The organism is Mesorhizobium sp. M7A.F.Ca.US.007.01.2.1 (assembly GCF_003998165.1).
GTDB classification, from domain to species: Bacteria; Pseudomonadota; Alphaproteobacteria; order Rhizobiales; family Rhizobiaceae; genus Mesorhizobium; species Mesorhizobium ciceri.
The window spans coordinates 23,325-40,339 of the sequence record NZ_RZQP01000027.1; the positions used below are offsets into that span (position 1 = coordinate 23,325).

At 62.2% G+C, this 17,015-nt stretch carries 17 protein-coding genes and 1 tRNA gene; 4 read left to right on the plus strand and 14 right to left on the minus strand.

The features are described 5' to 3' along the window. Nucleotides 1-197: 197 nt before the first annotated feature. The 3 genes from EN949_RS07780 to EN949_RS07795 all read right to left on the minus strand — a co-directional run bounded on the left by EN949_RS07780 (nt 198) and on the right by EN949_RS07795 (nt 6,667). Nucleotides 198-4,763 carry a PAS domain-containing protein gene (locus tag EN949_RS07780; protein ID WP_164782482.1) on the minus strand — a complete coding sequence of 1,522 codons (4,566 nt, stop codon included), beginning with the start codon at nt 4,761-4,763 and terminating at the stop codon, nt 198-200. A 629-nt stretch (nt 4,764-5,392) separates the two neighbouring features. Then, entirely contained in the window at nt 5,393-5,629 is a 237-nt protein-coding gene (locus EN949_RS07790) for a hypothetical protein (RefSeq protein WP_013529265.1), read from the minus strand. 123 nt (nt 5,630-5,752) lie between these two features. Next, nucleotides 5,753-6,667 (minus strand): DUF2865 domain-containing protein, encoded by a 915-nt coding sequence (locus tag EN949_RS07795; protein ID WP_127367512.1) that lies wholly within the window; start codon nt 6,665-6,667, stop codon nt 5,753-5,755. 306 nt (nt 6,668-6,973) lie between these two features. On the opposite strand from EN949_RS07795, the gene EN949_RS07800 reads away from it, so the two are divergent. Continuing rightward, nucleotides 6,974-7,186 (plus strand): hypothetical protein, encoded by a 213-nt coding sequence (locus tag EN949_RS07800; protein WP_013529263.1) that lies wholly within the window; start codon nt 6,974-6,976, stop codon nt 7,184-7,186. A 15-nt stretch (nt 7,187-7,201) separates the two neighbouring features. On the opposite strand, the gene EN949_RS07805 is transcribed toward EN949_RS07800, so the two are convergent. The 7 genes from EN949_RS07805 to EN949_RS07835 all read right to left on the minus strand — a co-directional run bounded on the left by EN949_RS07805 (nt 7,202) and on the right by EN949_RS07835 (nt 11,108). Continuing rightward, entirely contained in the window at nt 7,202-7,531 is a 330-nt protein-coding gene (locus EN949_RS07805; protein WP_224620216.1) for a hypothetical protein, read from the minus strand. A 412-nt stretch (nt 7,532-7,943) separates the two neighbouring features. Beyond that, nucleotides 7,944-8,801, minus strand: coding sequence for a glutathione S-transferase family protein (locus tag EN949_RS07810; protein WP_127367328.1), 858 nt, complete (start codon nt 8,799-8,801; stop codon nt 7,944-7,946). A 22-nt stretch (nt 8,802-8,823) separates the two neighbouring features. Beyond that, nucleotides 8,824-9,405 carry a VOC family protein gene (locus tag EN949_RS07815; RefSeq protein ID WP_013529260.1) on the minus strand — a complete coding sequence of 194 codons (582 nt, stop codon included), beginning with the start codon at nt 9,403-9,405 and terminating at the stop codon, nt 8,824-8,826. A 275-nt stretch (nt 9,406-9,680) separates the two neighbouring features. Then, on the minus strand, nt 9,681-9,857 hold the full coding sequence (locus EN949_RS07820; protein ID WP_013529259.1) for a Flp family type IVb pilin: 177 nt from the start codon (nt 9,855-9,857) through the stop codon (nt 9,681-9,683). 249 nt (nt 9,858-10,106) lie between these two features. Then, nucleotides 10,107-10,181, minus strand: a tRNA-Glu gene (locus tag EN949_RS07825). 90 nt (nt 10,182-10,271) lie between these two features. Continuing rightward, nucleotides 10,272-10,679: a VOC family protein gene (locus tag EN949_RS07830; RefSeq protein ID WP_127367327.1), complete on the minus strand. Its 408-nt coding sequence runs from the start codon at nt 10,677-10,679 to the stop codon at nt 10,272-10,274. Nucleotides 10,680-10,724: 45 nt separating this feature from the next. Continuing rightward, nucleotides 10,725-11,108 carry a fimbrial protein gene (locus EN949_RS07835; RefSeq protein ID WP_013529257.1) on the minus strand — a complete coding sequence of 128 codons (384 nt, stop codon included), beginning with the start codon at nt 11,106-11,108 and terminating at the stop codon, nt 10,725-10,727. A 27-nt stretch (nt 11,109-11,135) separates the two neighbouring features. On the opposite strand from EN949_RS07835, the gene EN949_RS07840 reads away from it, so the two are divergent. Together EN949_RS07840 and rpoH are read left to right on the plus strand one after the other, a co-directional pair. Continuing rightward, on the plus strand, nt 11,136-12,176 hold the full coding sequence (locus EN949_RS07840; RefSeq protein WP_127367176.1) for an RluA family pseudouridine synthase: 1,041 nt from the start codon (nt 11,136-11,138) through the stop codon (nt 12,174-12,176). Nucleotides 12,177-12,377: 201 nt separating this feature from the next. Further along, a complete protein-coding gene (rpoH, locus tag EN949_RS07845) occupies nt 12,378-13,289 on the plus strand; it encodes an RNA polymerase sigma factor RpoH (RefSeq protein ID WP_013529255.1) in 912 nt (303 codons plus the stop codon). A gap of 140 nt (nt 13,290-13,429) precedes the next feature. Here rpoH and EN949_RS07850 read toward each other — a convergent pair whose 3' ends face one another. The 4 genes from EN949_RS07850 to EN949_RS07865 form a co-directional block, all read right to left on the minus strand. After that, nucleotides 13,430-14,302: an MBL fold metallo-hydrolase gene (locus EN949_RS07850; protein WP_064993255.1), complete on the minus strand. Its 873-nt coding sequence runs from the start codon at nt 14,300-14,302 to the stop codon at nt 13,430-13,432. Nucleotides 14,303-14,445: 143 nt separating this feature from the next. Beyond that, nucleotides 14,446-15,105, minus strand: a complete 660-nt coding sequence (locus EN949_RS07855; protein WP_013529253.1) for a peroxiredoxin — start codon at nt 15,103-15,105, stop codon at nt 14,446-14,448. Between the two features lie 224 nt (nt 15,106-15,329). Then, complete coding sequence (locus tag EN949_RS07860) at nt 15,330-15,695, minus strand: cell division protein ZapA (protein WP_013529252.1); 366 nt, start codon at nt 15,693-15,695, stop codon at nt 15,330-15,332. Between the two features lie 11 nt (nt 15,696-15,706). After that, a complete protein-coding gene (locus EN949_RS07865) occupies nt 15,707-15,979 on the minus strand; it encodes a DUF4164 domain-containing protein (protein ID WP_013529251.1) in 273 nt (90 codons plus the stop codon). A gap of 263 nt (nt 15,980-16,242) precedes the next feature. On the opposite strand from EN949_RS07865, the gene EN949_RS07870 reads away from it, so the two are divergent. Beyond that, nucleotides 16,243-17,015, plus strand: a 773-nt coding sequence (locus EN949_RS07870) for a transketolase family protein (RefSeq protein WP_164782483.1), incomplete at its 3' end; no start/stop codon positions are given.

Sequence of the window (17,015 nt, forward strand, 5' to 3'; positions counted from 1 at the left end):
TCCGTTGGGGTAGGTTGACGCTGTCTCATGCCGGCGGTCGCTGCTCCCGCCCGTAACTGGAAAGGGAGGAATCGAACGCCGCCATTGTCTCGACTGGATACAACCTTTGATATGGTGCGATCGCACCATAGTCTTTGGCCGCTGGCAGGGCGCGAATCTTCGCCGTATTTCCGGCACTCGGACAGGCAGGACCGGCCCTACCCGGCGTTGCGCTGAGCCTGCCGGCTGGCGCCGACCCAGCGCTCGACCTTCTCGAGCAGCGCCCGGGGACTGATCGGCTTGGGCAGATAGTCGTCCATGCCTGCCTCCAGGCAGCGCTCGCGGTCGCCCTTCAGCGCATGCGCGGTGACGCCGACGATCGGCACATGCGTGCCGGTTTCTTCCTCCAGCCGGCGAATGGCGGCGGTCGCTTCGAGACCGTTCATCTCCGGCATGGAGACATCCATCAGGATCATGCACGGGTTGAGCCGGCCGAAGGTGTCGAGCGCCTTGCGGCCATTGCCGACGATCTCGAAACCATAACCGGTCTCGCCGAGGATCTGGGTGAACACCATCTGGTTTACCTCATTGTCCTCGGCCACCAGTATGTCCAGCCTGTTGCCACCAGCCGCCACCGGTGGCCGGGGGCGAATCGAAGGCGGCTGCAGCAGCGCCCGCTGTTCGGACGGTGCCGAGGGCTGCGGCCGCGTCACATTGCTCGCAGCGACGTCGGCCGCGAGCGGCTGCGCGTCGCTGCCGCCAGTGTTGTGGCGATGCCGCTGGATGGTGGCGACCAGCGTTTCCAGCAGCACCGAAGAGCGCGCCGGTTTGATCAGCTGGGCATCGATGCCGAGATCGCGATAGCTGGTGTTGGCGAGCGACTGGTCGACCGAGGTCAGCATGATGATCGGCGTTCCGGCAAGGCCAGCGGTGTTGCGCACGATCCGCGCCATTTCGGCGCCGCTCATTTCAGGCATCTGGTAGTCGAGCACGACGCAATCGACCGGCACGCCATAGGCGGCTGCGGCGATCAGCACCTTGAGGCCTTCGGCGCCGCTTTCGGCCGCGCAGGAATCGAACGTCCATGATGTCATCTGCTCGGTCAGGATCGCCCTGTTGACGGCATTGTCGTCGACGATCAGGACACGCGCGCCGGTCACGTCGATCGGCATGATGCGTTGTCCGTTCTGCTGTCCGGCCCTCGGCAGCGTCACCGAGAACCAGAACGTCGAACCCTTGCCTTCGGCGCTTTCGACCCCGATGTCGCCGCCCATCAGCTCGACGAGCCGCGAGGTGATGGCGAGGCCGAGGCCGGTCCCCTCGTGCCGCCGCGTCGATGAAGTGTCGACCTGGCTGAATTTCTCGAACACCAGTTTCAGTTTTTCCTCGGGGATACCGATGCCCGTATCGGTGACCGAAATGGTGAGCTTCGTTCCGGTTGGAACCCTCTCGCCGGTGACGTCGACCAGCACATGGCCCTCATCGGTGAATTTCACCGCATTGCCGAGCAGGTTGGTGACGATCTGCCTGATGCGGCCGACATCGCCGATGAATAGGCTCTCGAGCCGAGGCTCGACACGTACGATCAGCTCGAGGTCCTTCTCCTTGGCGCGCGTCGACACCAGCGTCGCCACGTCCTCGATCGCTTCGGCAAGATTGAACGGCGCCGGATCGAGCACCAGCTGACCGGCATCGATCTTGGAGAAGTCCAGTATGTCGTTGATGATGGTGAGCAGCGCATTGCCCGACTTCACGATGATGTCGGTAAACGTCTTCTGCTTCGGGTCGAGGTCCGATTTGGCCAGCAGTTCGGCCATGCCGAGCACGCCGTTCATCGGCGTACGTATCTCATGGCTCATATTGGCGAGGAATTCCGACTTGGCGCGGTCGGCGAGCACGGCGCGCTGACGCGCCTCGCGCAGTTCGGCCTCCCGCATCTTCAGCTCGGTGATGTCGGTGGTCGAGCCGATCAGGTAGAGCGAACCGTCGGAGGCGATCATCGCGCCCTTGCGGGCGAATTGATGCCTGACGCTGCCGTCGGCCAGCGTCACCGTCTCTTCGACCTCCTGAGTTTCGCCGGTGCGCAGCACGGCGAGGTCGCCGTTGACGAAGGCCTCGCCATCCGGCCCGAAAATCTCGATGTCGGTCTTGCCGATGGCCTCTTCCTTGCTGAAGCCCGTCAGATCGCACCAACCCTTGTTGACATAGAACTGCCTGAGATCGGAGCGCTTGGCGTAGATCGATACCGGTACATTGTCGATCAGGCTGCGGAACACCTCGTTCTCGCGCATGCTTTCTTCCAGCGCACGCTCGCGTGCCTTGACGTCGGTGATGTCGGTGCTCGAGCCGACCAGATGCACCGACCCGTCCAGCGCCACCAGGCGGCTCTTGCGGGTCATCAACTGCCGAACCGTGCCGTCGCGATGGGTGACGGGTTCCTCGACCTCCTTGACGACGCCCGTCACGGCGACTTGCGTGTCGTCATGGCTGTAGCCATCCGCGTCCTGCGCGCCGAACAACTGCCGGTCGGTGCGGCCGATGACATCCTCCTTGGCCAAGCCGGTGATCGCGCACCAGGCCTTGTTGACGAATTCGATGCTCAGGTCCTGCGCCTTGATGAAGGCGGCCACCGGCAACTCGTCCATCACATGCCGGAACAGGTCGATCTGGCGCATGGAATCGCGCAATGCCGCCTCGCGGCTCTTGATCTCGGAGATGTCGACGCGAACACCGATGAAGGTGCCGTCGTCGGTCCGCATGTCGTAGACCTGATACCAGCGGCCATCGGGATTGTGACGCTCGTAGGAGGAACTGGGCAAGCGGTAGCGGGCGAGGATCGCGTCCAGCCAGCGGTCATGATCGCTGTCGTAGAGCTGGTCGATTTGCGGATCGCCGCTGCTGCGGAAATAGCCGTTCGCATGACCCAGCACGAGTGCTTCGCGAAATGTACAGCCGGGCTGCCACGCCGGCTTCAAGGCCGGCAGCGTATCCTGGATCTTGCGGTTGGCGAAAACGAACCTGTCATCGCGATCGTAGATGATCACGGCGGCCGGCAAGGATTCCAGCACGCTGGCGAGATGCTTGCGTGCGTCCTGCGCCTCCGTCTCGCGGCGCTTCATGTCGGAAATGTCGAACAGGAAGCCGGCAACGTAGTTGCGGCCGCTGGCCATGCCGACGCGGCTCTTCCGGACGATGCGCGAGCGGCTGGCGCCGTCGACCTCGAAATTCTCTTCCACTTCGTACGGCCGCCCGGTGGCAAGGACGTCACGTTCGCTCTGCTCGAAAAGCGCGACAGCGTTCGTTGGGAGGAAATCGCCGCCGGGCTTGCCGAGCATGGCTTGCGGCGTCTGGCCAAACAGAGCGGCGAACGCCTCGTTGACGAAGACGAAACGCAGATGGTCGTCCTTGACGAAGATCGGATCCTTGACGGCGTTGATCACCGCTTCCGCCAGCCGCGCTTTTTCCAGCGCGTCGGCAAGTTCGGCCTCCCGGTCCTTCATGTCGGTGACGTCGACATAGGAGATCAGCCGCTTCCCGCCGGCCAGCGGCGCCATCGACGATATCAGCGTGCGGCCGTCATTGCGTGGGAACTGCCGTGAAGCAGCGATCCCGGCCCTGATTTCCGCCTCGCGCTCGGCGACATGCCGCTGCCAGGACGCATCGTCGGCACCGAACGGATCGATGTCGCGGCTGGCGTCCATCAGATCGCGGAAGCTGCAGCCGATCTCGGCGCGCCGGGCGTCGATCTGCCAGAAATCATAGAAAGCACGGTTGATGATCTCGGCGCGCATATCGGCGTCGAGCACGAGGACACCGATCGGCATCTGGTCGACCATTGTGCGGAGACTGGCGAAGGTCTCGGCATTCCTGGCATTGGCGTTTTTGATCTCCGCATCGCGCTGCTTGATCTCGGTGACCTCATAGTAGGTCAGCAGCCGCCTGCCCCCGGACAACGCCGTCACCGAAAACATCATCGTCCTGCCGTTGGCATGGACAAATTCGCGCGGCGCGACGGATCCGGCGCGAATCTCGTCGAGGCGAGTAGCGAGGTAGCGCTGCCATTGCTGTTCGTCGATGTCGCCATAGATGCCGCTGCTGCGGTTGAGCTCCATCAACAGGCTGAACGGAGCGCCGACGGCAACAGCGCCGTCCGGAATCCTCGAGAGGTCGCGATAGGCCTTGTTGACGATCAGCGTGTCGAGCCTGGCATCGAGAAGCACGACGCCCATATGCATGGCGTCCATCGTCCGCTCGAGGTCGGCCAGATGCTGGTCGGGCTCGCCGTCACCCGATGGTTCCCGCCCCAGATTTTTGAAGGCGCCGGCCAGAGCCGTGACGTTGCGGCCGATGCCGCGATAGCCGGCAAATCTTCCTTCGTCGTCGAACTTTGGAAAGCCTGACGTCAAAACCCAGCGACAGTCGACGCTGCCAGCCTTGAGCTCGTAGACGAAGTCGCGAAAAGGCCGGTGCGCCTGCAGATCCTCCAGATGCGCCGCGCCACTGCGATCGCCGTTCAGGACCTGGTTGAGGAAGTCGAAGCGGAACCGGCCAAGCACGTTTGCCGGATCGATGCCGGTGGCGGCCTGGTAATTTTGCGAAAGCCAGGAGAAGCGCAGTTCGGCGTCCGTTTCCCAGACCCAGTCCGAACCGGCTTCGACGAGTCGGCGAAGCGCATCGTTCGAATCCATGCAAGAGGCGGACGATGAGGCATCGTCGCCATGCACTGTGGATCTGCGAGGCCCGCGCTTGCCGCGCGCGCCGATTGTTTCGTCCGCTTCCGCCATGCCGTCCCCACCCCGAAAACCAAGGCCGAACCCTCCTCCGCGGTTCGTCGGCGGAATCTGCCCGAGAAGCATTAAGGATCCGCTAACCTTAACGGTCGGTTGGACAGGATTGCGCGGCGCGGTCTGCTTCATTCCGCCCGGTTGTCGGCGGGGTCGAACCCGCTATATAAGCAACGGCAGGGGTATTGCTGATGCTTGGACGGATTGTGCCTTTTTTCATGGGGCTGGCGCTGCTTTTCGGCGGCGGTTGCTCGCGCAGTTATGACGGCACGGTCGTCATCCCGAGACCGCTTGATGTCCGGCGATTCTGGGATCGGCCGCCACCGAATGTCGACTATGGGCAATCCGAGGTCGAGAACGGCGCTTTTCCTGTGGCGCCGCAGCCGGACCGGCGTTTTTCCGAGCGCAAGGTCAGCCATACCGCACCGAGACGGCACCAGACGAGGTTGCCTGCGTCCGCTTCCCTATCGGCGCCAGCGAAACCGCTGACCTGCAGGAACGTCAGCGAGCCTGGCAAGAGAGCTCGCATGGTCTGCGATTAGACCGGAGCGGGTCCCTAAAAGCGGGACCCGGTTTTCGGATGCGATGCGATCAAGACGCGATCCGCGGATAGCTTCGGTGACCCGGCCTCAAAGTGAAGCAGCACCCTTTTTCGGCTCCTTGGCACCGAGCTTGTCGAGTGCAAGACGAACCTGACGCAGATCTTCCTGCCAGCCGTCATCGTCGTCCATCGGACCCTCCGAGGCAGCCCGCTGCAGCCCACGCGCCTCGGATTCGATCTCGCGCAGTTCGGCGATTTTCTGTTCGGTGGTCAGCGAGTCATCTTCGACGATCTCCAGCACCCGCATTTCCCGGAACGTAGCCACGGCGTTTCTCCCGGCTGATGTCGATCACAACGCCGTGAGCGCCTCTCTGTTCCAGCCGGATCAGGCAACCGCATCGCAGCAGGCACGCCGCAACCGGCGATCGCCAATTGGGGAAGCCGGCGATCATTCGGCCGGGAAAAACGCCGGGCCGACCACGCGCACCGACCGCTTGCCGGCCTCGATCGAAAGGTGCTGGGCGGCACCTGGCGCTTCGGCATCGATTCCAGGGACGGCCGCAACCGTGCCGAGATCCGGCTTCGCCGTCGGCAGCGGAATAATGGCATTGCGCATGTTGGCGGGCGTCACAGTCCTGGCTCGCAGTTCGGTGACCCGCTGGTAGTATCGCTTGACGTCGCATGCCTTGAAATTCGCATCATCGCGATATCTGAAGGCTGCCGGCAGTTCGGTATAAGGCTTGCGCGTGTCGAGCGCGACCATCTGGTCGGTTTCGAGGCTGGCATCGCTCAACGTGTAGAGGTCGACGCTGGGGTCATCGCAGATGTAACGGCATTGATCGGCCGTCTCCTTCAGATCACCGCTGGCGGCGAATTGCGACTTTGGCGCCGGGAAGAAATACCCGTCCGACAGACGCACGCAAAACAGCATCGCATTGCCGCCGAACGTGGTGCTCGCCGATTGGGTGCCGGGCGCGGCGCGCGCAGACCGTTGCTTTGCCGAAGGCGCGCAGCCGAGCGCCACGAGGCGCGCTTGCAGACCCGCCGTGTCGCGGCCTGAATTCCCGGCGGCAGCGATCCGGCGCTGCACATCCGAGCGGCTCCTGGCGAGATCGGCGCAAGCGTTGAAGAGACCACCAAGCGAACTTTTCGCCGTGCACTGGCGCTGTCTCTCGATAGTCTGGATGGCTGCAAGTTGCCGGCGCAGTTGAGCAAGCTCCGGGTTCGCCCCGTTGCTGCGGCCACCCGAAAGCAACTGGCTTCTGATCGCGCCGCAGCTGTCCGCGTAGGACGAAAGCGTCCCGAACAAAACCGCCGCCAGCGAAATCAATGCGAGCATCATGGAAGGCCAGAAACGGATCATCGGGACAACTCGGTCCTGTTTGCGGAGAACCCGGAATTACAGTCCATAAATTACACAAGCTTCAGCTATATGAGTAAACTCTAATTATCTCAAGAACTTCAGCCCGAGTAAGCTTTTGTCTATTGTATTACGTCATCTCGTGTAAATTCGATATTACATTTTTATTTCAAGATTGAGACGAACCTCGAAGGAAAGCGCAAGCCCGACCCTCGCCGCGGACCTGCAACGAAACGGACCGCCATTATCGCCAGGCGTTCGAAACCTTTGCCCGGTCTTCCGCGTTGAAGGACCAAAGGGAGAACGCAGATGTCGATCCACTTCACCGTCTCGGACCTGACAAGAAACCTGTTTCACTCGCTGGGGCTGGATCAGCGCGCGCCAAGGCCTCTCAATCCCGAACAAAGCCTGTTGCTGGAATGCTATCTGGCCGGTCAGGTTCCGGAATCGGCCTGGAACGACTACGTCTTCGAAACGCCCGATCTTGCCCGGCATGCCGCGGCAAGGCGCAGTCACCATTGAGCCGGCGGCGGGTGCCTACTTGGGAGAGGCGAATTGCAACGTGAACACGTTGCCGGCGATGCCTTGCGCCAGTTTCGCTGAGAAGGTCAGGGGCAGACAATTCTGCAAGGCGGTCGTTGCGGCGTCGACAAAGGACTTCTTCGCCTTGGCATCGCCTTCTACCTTGATGGCTGTCGGCCTCGGTGGGCCGATCAGCGTGCCGTCCCGCTTGAAGCTGAAGCTCAAGGTGACGCTGGCGGTTCCCGCTCCCGCCGGCGGTGTCCAGCAAGCCTGGATCGCGGCCCCGACATCGTCCATCGTGTTGAGTTCAGCTGCACTTGACGCATGAACAGCGCCCGCCAGCATCACGCCCGCAACCGCAATCCGTCTCGCAACGCTTTTCATCGCCAGCCCTCACGCCTGACCACGGTCCATCTGGGACGCTCAATGGATGGTAGGGCCAACGTCGGCAATGGCAATATCTCTCGGCAAACTTGACGCCGAAAAAGCGACACCTGACTGGGCTTGCGCGGTCTGATCGCTGCTCGATCGCGCCTGGCGATAAAGCAATGCCGGTTAAGTGTGAAACGGTTTTCCCGGAAAAGCGCATAACGCTTTTCCCTTGGGAATTGCGTCGAACAAAGCTGCGAAAAGCAAAAGGCCGGCATTGCGCCGACCTTTCCTATCGCTGCGACGTTCTGCGCCAGTACATCCGTGGTCGCGGGCCGAAAGCGAATTGCCTGCAGTAGACAGGGCTTTGGTTAACGAACCCTTAAGCTCAGGCCTTGGCCTGGGACTTCACATGGGCGATATAACCGCGCACGTCGCCGGCCGGCTCGCTATAGGCCTTGCCGAGCTTCTTCTCAATCGCCGCCACATAGTCCTTCGCCCATGTGGGCAAGGCATAGTCGATGACGGCCAGAAATTCGAGCGTCGCCGCCAGCCGGATATCGGCGATCGACGGATGCTTGCCGCCGATGAACGGCTTGCCGTCCGTGAAGAACGAGTGGAAGACCTCCAGCGGCTCGGCAATCGCCGCCATCGCCGCCTTCTGGGCTTCGGACTTCTTGTCGGGATGGGCGTCGCTGTGGCCGACCTCGCCGGCATAGTGCGGGAAGCCGAGCGCCGGATAGGTGGCGCGCGCCACATAGGGGTAGAGCGTGCCGATCAGGTAGAACATCGCACTGTCGACCATCGCCCGCTTGGCCGGCGCCTTCGGATAGAATTTCTCCAACCCGTGCTTGTTGGCGAGATACTGCATGATGGCGCAGCTTTCCCACAGCACGCCTCTGGGCAGGCCCTTGTCTTCGATCATCGGTGTCAAATGGGCGGGATTTCGCGCCATGAACTCCGGCGAACGGGTATGGCCCCAGGCATCGGTCTCGGCGTGGTCGAAACCCGCCGCGCGCGCAAACACCCGCACGGTCATGTTGTTGACGCTGGGCTTCAGCATGCTGAGCTTCAGCGCCGGCTTCTTGGCCGGCTTGGCCTTGGCCCTGGGCGCGGCTTTTGCCGTCGCCTTCACCGCAGGCTTGGCGGCCGCCTTGGCTTTTGGCGTTGCCGCAGCTTTCGCCGCCGGCTTGGCGGCAGCTTTGGCCGCGGATTTCCCGGCAGTCTTCGTCGCTGTCTTGGCCATCTTGTTCCTCCCTCTGGTCTGTTCAGTATGGGTTCTTCGGCGCCCGATCGTCCGACAGGGTGGCACGGGAACGCTCTACGAGCGTCTGGATCGCATCGGCGAGATGCACTTCGGCGATGTTGTAGTCGCCGCGCCCGACCCGCAGCCTGTGCGCTTCCATCAGCACATCCGCATGGGTGAAGCCCGCCGGCGGTTCGAAGCGGTAGGACGCCAACTCGATCAGCAGGCCGAGCGGATCCTCGAAATAGATCGAATCCATGAAACCGCGATCCTTGACGCCGCTGTGCTTGATGCCGCGCTCGTCAAGCCGGGAGACCGCCTGCAGGAAGGTGACGCGCGACACCGAAAAGGCGATGTGGTGAACACAGCCCGGATCGGTCGGCGTGCGCCGCTTCTCCGGCGTCCGGCTCTCGTCGGTGAAGATAGTGATCAGCCGGCCGTCGCCGGGATCGAAATAGAGGTGGCTTTCCCTCGGCTTGTCGAGATTGGGCTGTTCGAAGATAAACGGCATGCCGAGCACGCCTTCCCAGAAATCGATAGAGGTCTGGCGCCCGGCGCCGACCAGCGTGATGTGATGGACGCCCTGCGATTGCAGCTTCTGCATTGGCCTTCCTCCCCCATGGATCAACTGGCCTTACGGACAGCGCGGCGTTCTGCGCGCCGCTGGAGCCGTACCCCAGGATCCATGATGTGATGCTAATGCAAACAGCTCCGCGGCGCCAGAAGCGACGAACGCGGTGACGCAACGGATAAAGCCGACTGATGGAAAGTGCGCCGTCCGCACTTCCGATGCCCGGCATCGGAAGCACGTACGCGCTACGCTTTTGGAGGCTGAGATCGGCGAATCCGGCCGATAGCCGACCGAATTGATGTACCGACTTACGAGCCGCTGCTGTTGACCGTAGTGCCGACGGTCGTGAAGATCCCGTTGAGCGAATTGCCAACCGCCCCGGCGCCGGTGATGATCGCGAGCGCGATGAGAGCCGCGATCAAGCCATACTCGATCGCGGTCGCGCCAGACTCGTCCCAAGCGAAACGACAAGCTATTTTCTGCATTTCAACCTCCTACAGCTACTAAAGCGAAAACTAATATTCGCCGTGAGTTGCGGGGACGTTAAGGTTCTCGGTTTCGCGTCCGTTAACATTTGCCAGACGAATGAAATAAAGGCCGGGTTGGTTGGTGCCACTGGGAGTTTTTAAGGCTGCGGCTACCTGTGCAGAGCGGGTTTCCCGGACGCCACAGTATCGAGGCTCCGCGACTTCAGAAACGAAATCGACGGGATCCTGCAAATTTGTCGAAAAACTTGGTACGCCCAAGGGGAATCGAACCCCTGTTCCCGCCGTGAGAGGGCGGTGTCCTGACCGCTAGACGATGGGCGCGTTCAAGAACCGGCGATATAGGCTGAGCGCTGGGAAAAAGCAACTGGGGTTAGGCCGCTTTCCCCGGTCGAGGAAAAGCCGGCCGTCAGCCTATCGTTTCGGTTCGATCAGATCCCAGAGATTGCCATGCAGATCGGCGAAAACCGCCACCGTGCCGTAGGGCTCGAAGCGCGGTGCTTCGCGGAATTCGACGCCCTTCTCCAGCATCGCCGCGTGGTCACGGGCAAAGTCGTCGGTTTCCAGGAACAGGAAGACACGGCCGCCGGTCTGATTGCCGATACTTTTGCTTTGTGCCTCGTCGGAAGCCTCGGCCAGCAGCAGCCTGGCGCCCTGCCCGTTGGCCGGCGCCACTGTGACCCAGCGCTTGCCGCCGCCGAGATCGACATTTTCGACGAGCAGGAAACCCAGCCTCTCGACATACCAGGCGATCGCCTCGTCATAATTGGCGACGACCAGGGCGACCGTGGCGACGCGACGATGTTCGGCGAACCCGTTCATCCCCGAGGCTTCATTGGCCTGCTGCCGTTCATCGTTGCGGCTCGGTCACTTGTTGCGGATCGCAAAGCGGCCGATCAGGCGTCGCTCAGTGATGTCGTAGACGAAGATCGTCCGGCTGCCGTCGGCAAGCTCGGCGTCGATCGAGACACGGTTGCCGGACAGCGACTGGCTGACCACCTTGGCCCCGACCGGCAGCACGATGTCGCCGCTGACCGGTTCGCCGGCGGGTGTCTGGATATCCCCGGCCAGCGGCGGGTTCGCCGGCGGTGCATTGCGCGCTTTGTAGACAAGGGCGCCGATCACCACCATAAGGGCGAGGAACAGCAGGCCGAGATTGATCCCGACGAAGCGGACGAGTTTCCTGCGCACCTTTTCGACCTCGGGGTCGAGCGGCTTATCCTGGTCTTCTTCGGCGATCGGGCTGGCCATGGCAAACAGTTCCGGAACGGTTTTTCAATGAGCGCTCATAACGAAGAGGCCCCTGAATTGATAGAGGCGGTACCGACCGTGCTGGTGGCGGATGCGGACGCGGCCGGTCAGCGCCTCGACCAGTGGCTGGCGGCAAGGCTTGGTCCGGACATGTCACGCAGCCGCGTGCAGATGCTGATCAGGCAAGGCGCGGTCTCGGTCGACGGCAAGCTGATCGATGAGACCAAGCGCAAGATGGCGCCGGGCGAAAGCGTGTCGGTTACCATGCCGGAGCCGGAGCCGGCGGAGCCGCAGGGCGAGAACATCGCACTCGATGTGCTTTATGAGGACGACGAGCTGATTGTCATCAACAAGCCGGCCGGGCTTGTCGTGCACCCCGGAGCGAGCAACTGGACCGGTACGCTGGTCAACGCGCTGATCCATCATTGCGGCGACAGCCTTTCCGGAATTGGCGGCGTGCGGCGGCCAGGCATCGTCCACCGCCTCGACAAGGAGACCAGCGGCGTCATGGTGGTCGCCAAGACTGACCGCGCCCACAAGTCACTCTCCGAGGCTTTCGCCGATCACGGCCTCACCGGCGATCTCGAACGTGCCTATCTGGCGCTGGTCTGGGGCATACCGCAGAGGCCGACCGGAAGGGTCGACGCGCCGCTCGGCCGCGCCGCCGACCGCGTGCGCCGTGCCGTGGTGCCGGAAGGACGCGACGACGCCCGCCATGCGGTCACCCACTTTGCCGTGCAGGAGCGCTTCGGCGAGAGCCAACAGGAGTTTGCCACGGCCAGCATGGTCGAATGCCGGCTGGAGACCGGCCGCACCCACCAGATCCGTGTCCACATGGCGCATATCGGTCATCCGGTGATCGGCGACCCCGATTATGGCCAGGCCTTCCGCACCAAGGCCAACCGGCTGCCGGAACCGCTGAAAAGCCAGGTCAAGGCATTTCCCCGGCAAGCTTTGCATGCCTGGCTCCTTGCATTTCGCCACCCCACTACCCATTTAACGATGAGGTTCGAGGCGCCGTTACCGAGGGACATGGAGGAACTCGTCGGCGGTTTTCGCAAATTCTGAACCCGTCACCGACAAGCCATCAAAAAACCTGACTGACATTGTTCACTTCACCGTGACACACTGTTTCGTGTTGAACAAATGCCTGTCTTTTCTGGTTTTGTTCCTGTATAAGATCCGATGTCGCGGGCGAGCCTTTTGGTGCTCGCGTCACATGCCCGCCGCGTTTCGGGGGCATCACTCCAATAGAGAGGGGGCGCTATCATGGCCCAGTCACTACCCAGTATCGTTTCCGGCGAAGGCGGCCTCAGCCGCTACCTGGAAGAAATCCGCCGCTTTCCCATGCTGCAGCCGCAGGAAGAGTACATGCTCGCCAAGCGTTATGCCGAGCATGAAGACACCTCCGCTGCGCACAAGCTCGTCACCAGCCATCTCAGGCTCGTCGCCAAGATCGCCATGGGCTATCGCGGCTATGGCCTGCCGATCGGCGAAGTGATCTCGGAAGGCAATGTCGGCCTGATGCAGGCCGTCAAGAAATTCGAACCCGAGCGCGGCTTCCGCCTCGCGACCTATGCCATGTGGTGGATCAAGGCCTCGATCCAGGAGTACATCCTGCGCTCGTGGAGCCTGGTCAAGATGGGCACGACCGCCAACCAGAAGCGCCTGTTCTTCAACCTGCGCAAGGTGAAGGGCAAGATCCAGGCGCTCGACGACGGCGACTTGAAGCCCGACCAGATCGCCGAGATCGCCACCAGGCTGAACGTTTCCGAAGCCGAAGTGGTGTCGATGAACCGCCGCCTGTCGGGCGATGCCTCGCTCAATGCCCCGATCCGGGCGAGCGAAGGTGAGTCCGGCGAGTGGCAGGACTGGCTGGTCGACGACCACGAAAGCCAGGAAGAGATGCTGATCGAGCAGGACGAGCTGGAAAACCGGCGCGGCATGCTGTCGGGCGCTCTTGCCGTGCTCAACGAGCGCGAGCGGCGCATCTTCGAGGCCCGTCGCCTCGCCGAGGAGCCGCTGACGCTGGAAGAGCTTTCGTCCGAATTCGACATCAGCCGCGAGCGCGTGCGCCAGATCGAGGTGCGCGCCTTCGAGAAGGTACAGGATGCGGTCAAGGCCGCCGCCAAGCGCCAGACCCAGGCGCTGCGCACCATTGAGGCGCAGCCCGCAGCCTAAAGCCGGCTAAAGGCCACAAGATCTAAAGGCGGCGCCAGGAAACTGGCGCCGCTTTTTTTCTTGTGTGGTTGGCGAAAGCGGAGACGACATCCGATCTCCCCCGCAAGGGGGGAGATTGCAGCTTCGCCGGCAGCGATCTCTCAAAGCCCATCCAGCGGAAACTTCAGGTACCGCCGGCCATTCGCCTCGGGTTCGGGCAGCCTCCCGCCATTCATGTTGACCTGCAGCGCATGCAGGATCAGCCTCGGCATCGGCAGCGTCCTGTCGCGCGCCTCGCGCAGGGCGACGAACTCGGCCTCGCTGCGGGCGGCGGCAAGATGGGTGTTGGTCGCCTTCTGTATGGCGACCGTGCTTTCCCACAAGGGTTCGCGGCCGCCGGCCTGATAGTCATGACCGACGAACAGCCGCATCTCGTCCGGCAACGCCAGTATGTCCTGGATCGAGCGCCAGAGCCGCGCGGCACTGCCGCCGGGAAAGTCCGTCCTCGCTGTGCCGCTGTCGGGCATGAACAGCGTGTCGTGGACGAAGGCGGCATCGCCGATCACATAGGTGATCGACGCCAGCGTATGGCCGGGCGAGAACAGCACCTTGACCGGAAGCGTGCCGACCGTGAAGGTTTCGCCTTCACCAAACAGCCTGTCCCACTGCGAACCGTCGGCGGGAAAATCCGGCCAGTTGTAGATCGCCTTCCACAAATTCTGGACGTCGACGACCCTGTCGCCGATCGCTGTCGGCGCTCCGGTCTTCTCCCTCAGATAGTGCGCCGCCGAGAAATGATCGGCGTGCGGATGGGTGTCGAGGATCCATTCGACGCTCAGCCCCTGCTCGCTGACGAAGTCGAGCAGGATATCGGCATTCGTCGTTGCCGTAGCACCGGATTTCTCATCGAAATCGAGGATCGGATCGATGATGGCGCAGCGTTTCGTCGCCTGGTCGGCGACGACATACTGGATAGCCCCGGTCGGCTTGTCGTAGAAGCCGCTGACCTGCGGCCTGGCCAAAGCTACGTCCAATTCTGGCTTCCCCAACTCTCGGTCGTCAGGAATGATTTTCTCTGACGACACCCGAGAGGAGCATGGTTGTCCGCTCGGGTGAGCCAGTCAAGCATCATTTCGCTCGCGGCGACAGGAAAGCCAAAAACTGTTCCGAGGAGCGGTCAGGCAGAGGGCTGCTTGGTCTTCCGCAGATACGGCAGGATGGTCTCATAAGCGCCGAAGCGCCTGATCGCGTCCTCGTTGGAGACGGCAGCGGTGATGATGACGTCCTCGCCCTGCTTCCAGTTTGCCGGCGTCGCCACCTGATGCTTGGCGGTCAGCTGCATGGAATCGACCGCACGCAGGATCTCATCGAAGTTGCGGCCCGTGGTCATCGGGTAGGTCAGCACCAGCTTGATCTTCTTGTCCGGTCCGATGACATAGACCGAGCGCACCGTGGCATTGTCGGCCGGTGTGCGGCCTTCCGACGTCTCGCCGGCACCGCCCGGCAGCATGTCGTAGAGCTTGGCGACCTTGAGGTCCTTGTCGCCGATCAGCGGGTAGTTCACCGAATGGCCGGTCGCCGTCTTGATGTCGTCCTGCCACTTGCCGTGGCTTTCGACCGGATCGACCGAAATGCCGATGATCTTGACGTTGCGCTTCTTGAATTCGCCTTCGAGCCCCGCCATCGTGCCAAGCTCGGTCGTGCAGACCGGCGTGAAATTCTTGGGATGACTGAACAGGATCGCCCATCCGTCCCCGATCCAGTCGTGGAATTTGATCGTCCCTTGCGTGGTCTCGGCGGTAAAATCCGGCGCAATGTCGTTGATACGAAGGCTCATGGTACATCTCCCCTGTAAACGGAACCCGTCGGCAGCGAGGAACGACAAGCGGCAACCCATGCCGCCATCGAGCTGCCCCGCCCGGGCATCGTTGCATCTTAGCGCAAAAATTGTGACTGCAAGACAATATGAAACTCTTGTCGGCGGCACGCGAGCATTTTTATGCTGCCGAATGCTCGGCACGCGGATGAGAGCCTGTTGGGCTGGACAGGAGAGATCCTGCCTCAGCTCTTGTTGACCGCCATTGTCACAGTCAGGTCTTCCATGCGCTGTGCCAGCGCGCTGAGCGCGTTGGTCAGCACGCTATCGCTCTTGTCGGCCTTGGTCAGAGCCTCGTCGCGGGTCTTGCGCAAGGTCAGCACTTCGCTTTCCATGCCCTTGACGCGTTTCTGCAACTCCGAGAGTTCATCCATCACCATGATGCCGGCCATCACGGTCAGCCGCTGATCGCCGATCTCGCCGAATGAATCCTTCAGGTGCGAAACATAGCGGTCGAAGCGCTCGGCAAGGTCGATCAGATGCTCTTCCTGGCCCTCGTCGCAGGCCATGCGATACTGCTTGCCGTCGATTGAAACCGTGACCTGTGCCATCGGGCCAGCTCCTATCTGTCCAACACGGCGCGGATGGTTTCCATGGCAGTCACCAAACGTCGCGAGACTTCCTTGTTGGCATCTTCCAGCCGTTCGGCGCGCGCTTCGGAATTATCGAGTTCCTGCGCCAGCCGCGAGCGATCGGCATTCATCCGCTGCACCTCGGCCTCGGCTTCGGAGTAGTCGCGTTCATGCTCGAGCTTGGCCGCGACGGCGTTTTCCAGCCCCTCGATGGCCTTGCCCAGCCTCGCGATGACTTCCTTGAGTGTGGCTTCCCCGGTCATGGCCTTCGTCCTGTGCCCTGCCCATCACCGAATCGTTCACGTTCAGAACGCGTTATCCCTGAAACATTAGGCACCGGGTGAAGGCAACGTCAACAAAGCTCTCGCGACTGTCCCCCGCTAACGCTAATGTAGGTCCGCCGCCGGCATCACAAGACCGGCAAATGTGCACCCGATTTGTTGACTAAAAGCCCGCGCCTGCTATGTGTCGCGCACCCTTTTCAAGGGCTCTCCCAAGCCCCCAAACCCCCACTTCTGGAGGAACCATGACGTCGCGTGAACAACATGACCGGATGGCCAATGCGATCCGCTTTCTCTCCATGGACGCCGTCGAGAAGGCAAATTCCGGCCATCCAGGCCTGCCAATGGGCTGCGCCGATATCGCCACGGTGCTGTTCACGAAGTTCCTGAAATATGATCCGAAGGCCCCCCATTGGCCCGACCGGGATCGCTTCATCCTGTCGGCCGGCCACGGTTCGATGCTGCTCTATTCGCTGCTGCACCTGACCGGCTACGAGGACATGACGATCGACCAGATCAAGCATTTCCGCCAGTTGGGCTCGAAGACCGCCGGCCATCCCGAATACGGCCATGCCACCGGCATAGAGACGACCACCGGCCCGCTCGGCCAGGGTCTCGCCAATTCGGTCGGCTTCGCGCTCGGCGAGCGCATCATGAACGCAGCCTTCGGCAACGACCTCGTCGACCATTACACCTACGTACTGGCCGGTGACGGCTGCCTGATGGAAGGTGTTTCCCAGGAAGCCATCGCGCTTGCCGGCCATCTCAAGCTCAACAAGCTGATCGTCTTCTGGGACAACAACAACATCTCGATCGACGGCCCGGTCTCGCTTGCCGACAACACCGACCAGGTCGCCCGCTTCCAGGCCTCGGGCTGGAACGCCAGCCACATCGACGGCACCGATCCGGAAGCCATCGCCTATGCCATCGAAGCCGCTCGTCACTCCGACAAGCCGACGATGATCGCCTGCAAGACGACCATCGGCTTCGGCGCTCCAACCAAGGCCGGCACCAACAA

Excerpts from the sequence above, each read along its gene's own strand:
- EN949_RS07815 (WP_013529260.1), bottom strand. The coding sequence starts at position 9,405 with ATGCAGAAGCTGCAATCGCAGGGCGTCCATCACATCACGCTGGTCGGC.
- EN949_RS07855 (WP_013529253.1), bottom strand. The coding sequence starts at position 15,105 with ATGAGCCTTCGTATCAACGACATTGCGCCGGATTTTACCGCCGAGACC.
- EN949_RS07835 (WP_013529257.1), bottom strand. The coding sequence starts at position 11,108 with ATGGCCAGCCCGATCGCCGAAGAAGACCAGGATAAGCCGCTCGACCCC.
- EN949_RS07810 (WP_127367328.1), bottom strand. The coding sequence starts at position 8,801 with ATGGCCAAGACAGCGACGAAGACTGCCGGGAAATCCGCGGCCAAAGCT.
- EN949_RS07820 (WP_013529259.1), bottom strand. The coding sequence starts at position 9,857 with ATGCAGAAAATAGCTTGTCGTTTCGCTTGGGACGAGTCTGGCGCGACC.
- EN949_RS07840 (WP_127367176.1), top strand. The coding sequence starts at position 11,136 with ATGAGCGCTCATAACGAAGAGGCCCCTGAATTGATAGAGGCGGTACCG.
- EN949_RS07805 (WP_224620216.1), bottom strand. The coding sequence starts at position 7,531 with ATGCTGGCGGGCGCTGTTCATGCGTCAAGTGCAGCTGAACTCAACACG.
- EN949_RS07860 (WP_013529252.1), bottom strand. The coding sequence starts at position 15,695 with ATGGCACAGGTCACGGTTTCAATCGACGGCAAGCAGTATCGCATGGCC.
- rpoH (WP_013529255.1), top strand. The coding sequence starts at position 12,378 with ATGGCCCAGTCACTACCCAGTATCGTTTCCGGCGAAGGCGGCCTCAGC.
- EN949_RS07800 (WP_013529263.1), top strand. The coding sequence starts at position 6,974 with ATGTCGATCCACTTCACCGTCTCGGACCTGACAAGAAACCTGTTTCAC.
- EN949_RS07795 (WP_127367512.1), bottom strand. The coding sequence starts at position 6,667 with ATGATCCGTTTCTGGCCTTCCATGATGCTCGCATTGATTTCGCTGGCG.
- EN949_RS07865 (WP_013529251.1), bottom strand. The coding sequence starts at position 15,979 with ATGACCGGGGAAGCCACACTCAAGGAAGTCATCGCGAGGCTGGGCAAG.
- EN949_RS07830 (WP_127367327.1), bottom strand. The coding sequence starts at position 10,679 with ATGAACGGGTTCGCCGAACATCGTCGCGTCGCCACGGTCGCCCTGGTC.
- EN949_RS07780 (WP_164782482.1), bottom strand. The coding sequence starts at position 4,763 with ATGGCGGAAGCGGACGAAACAATCGGCGCGCGCGGCAAGCGCGGGCCT.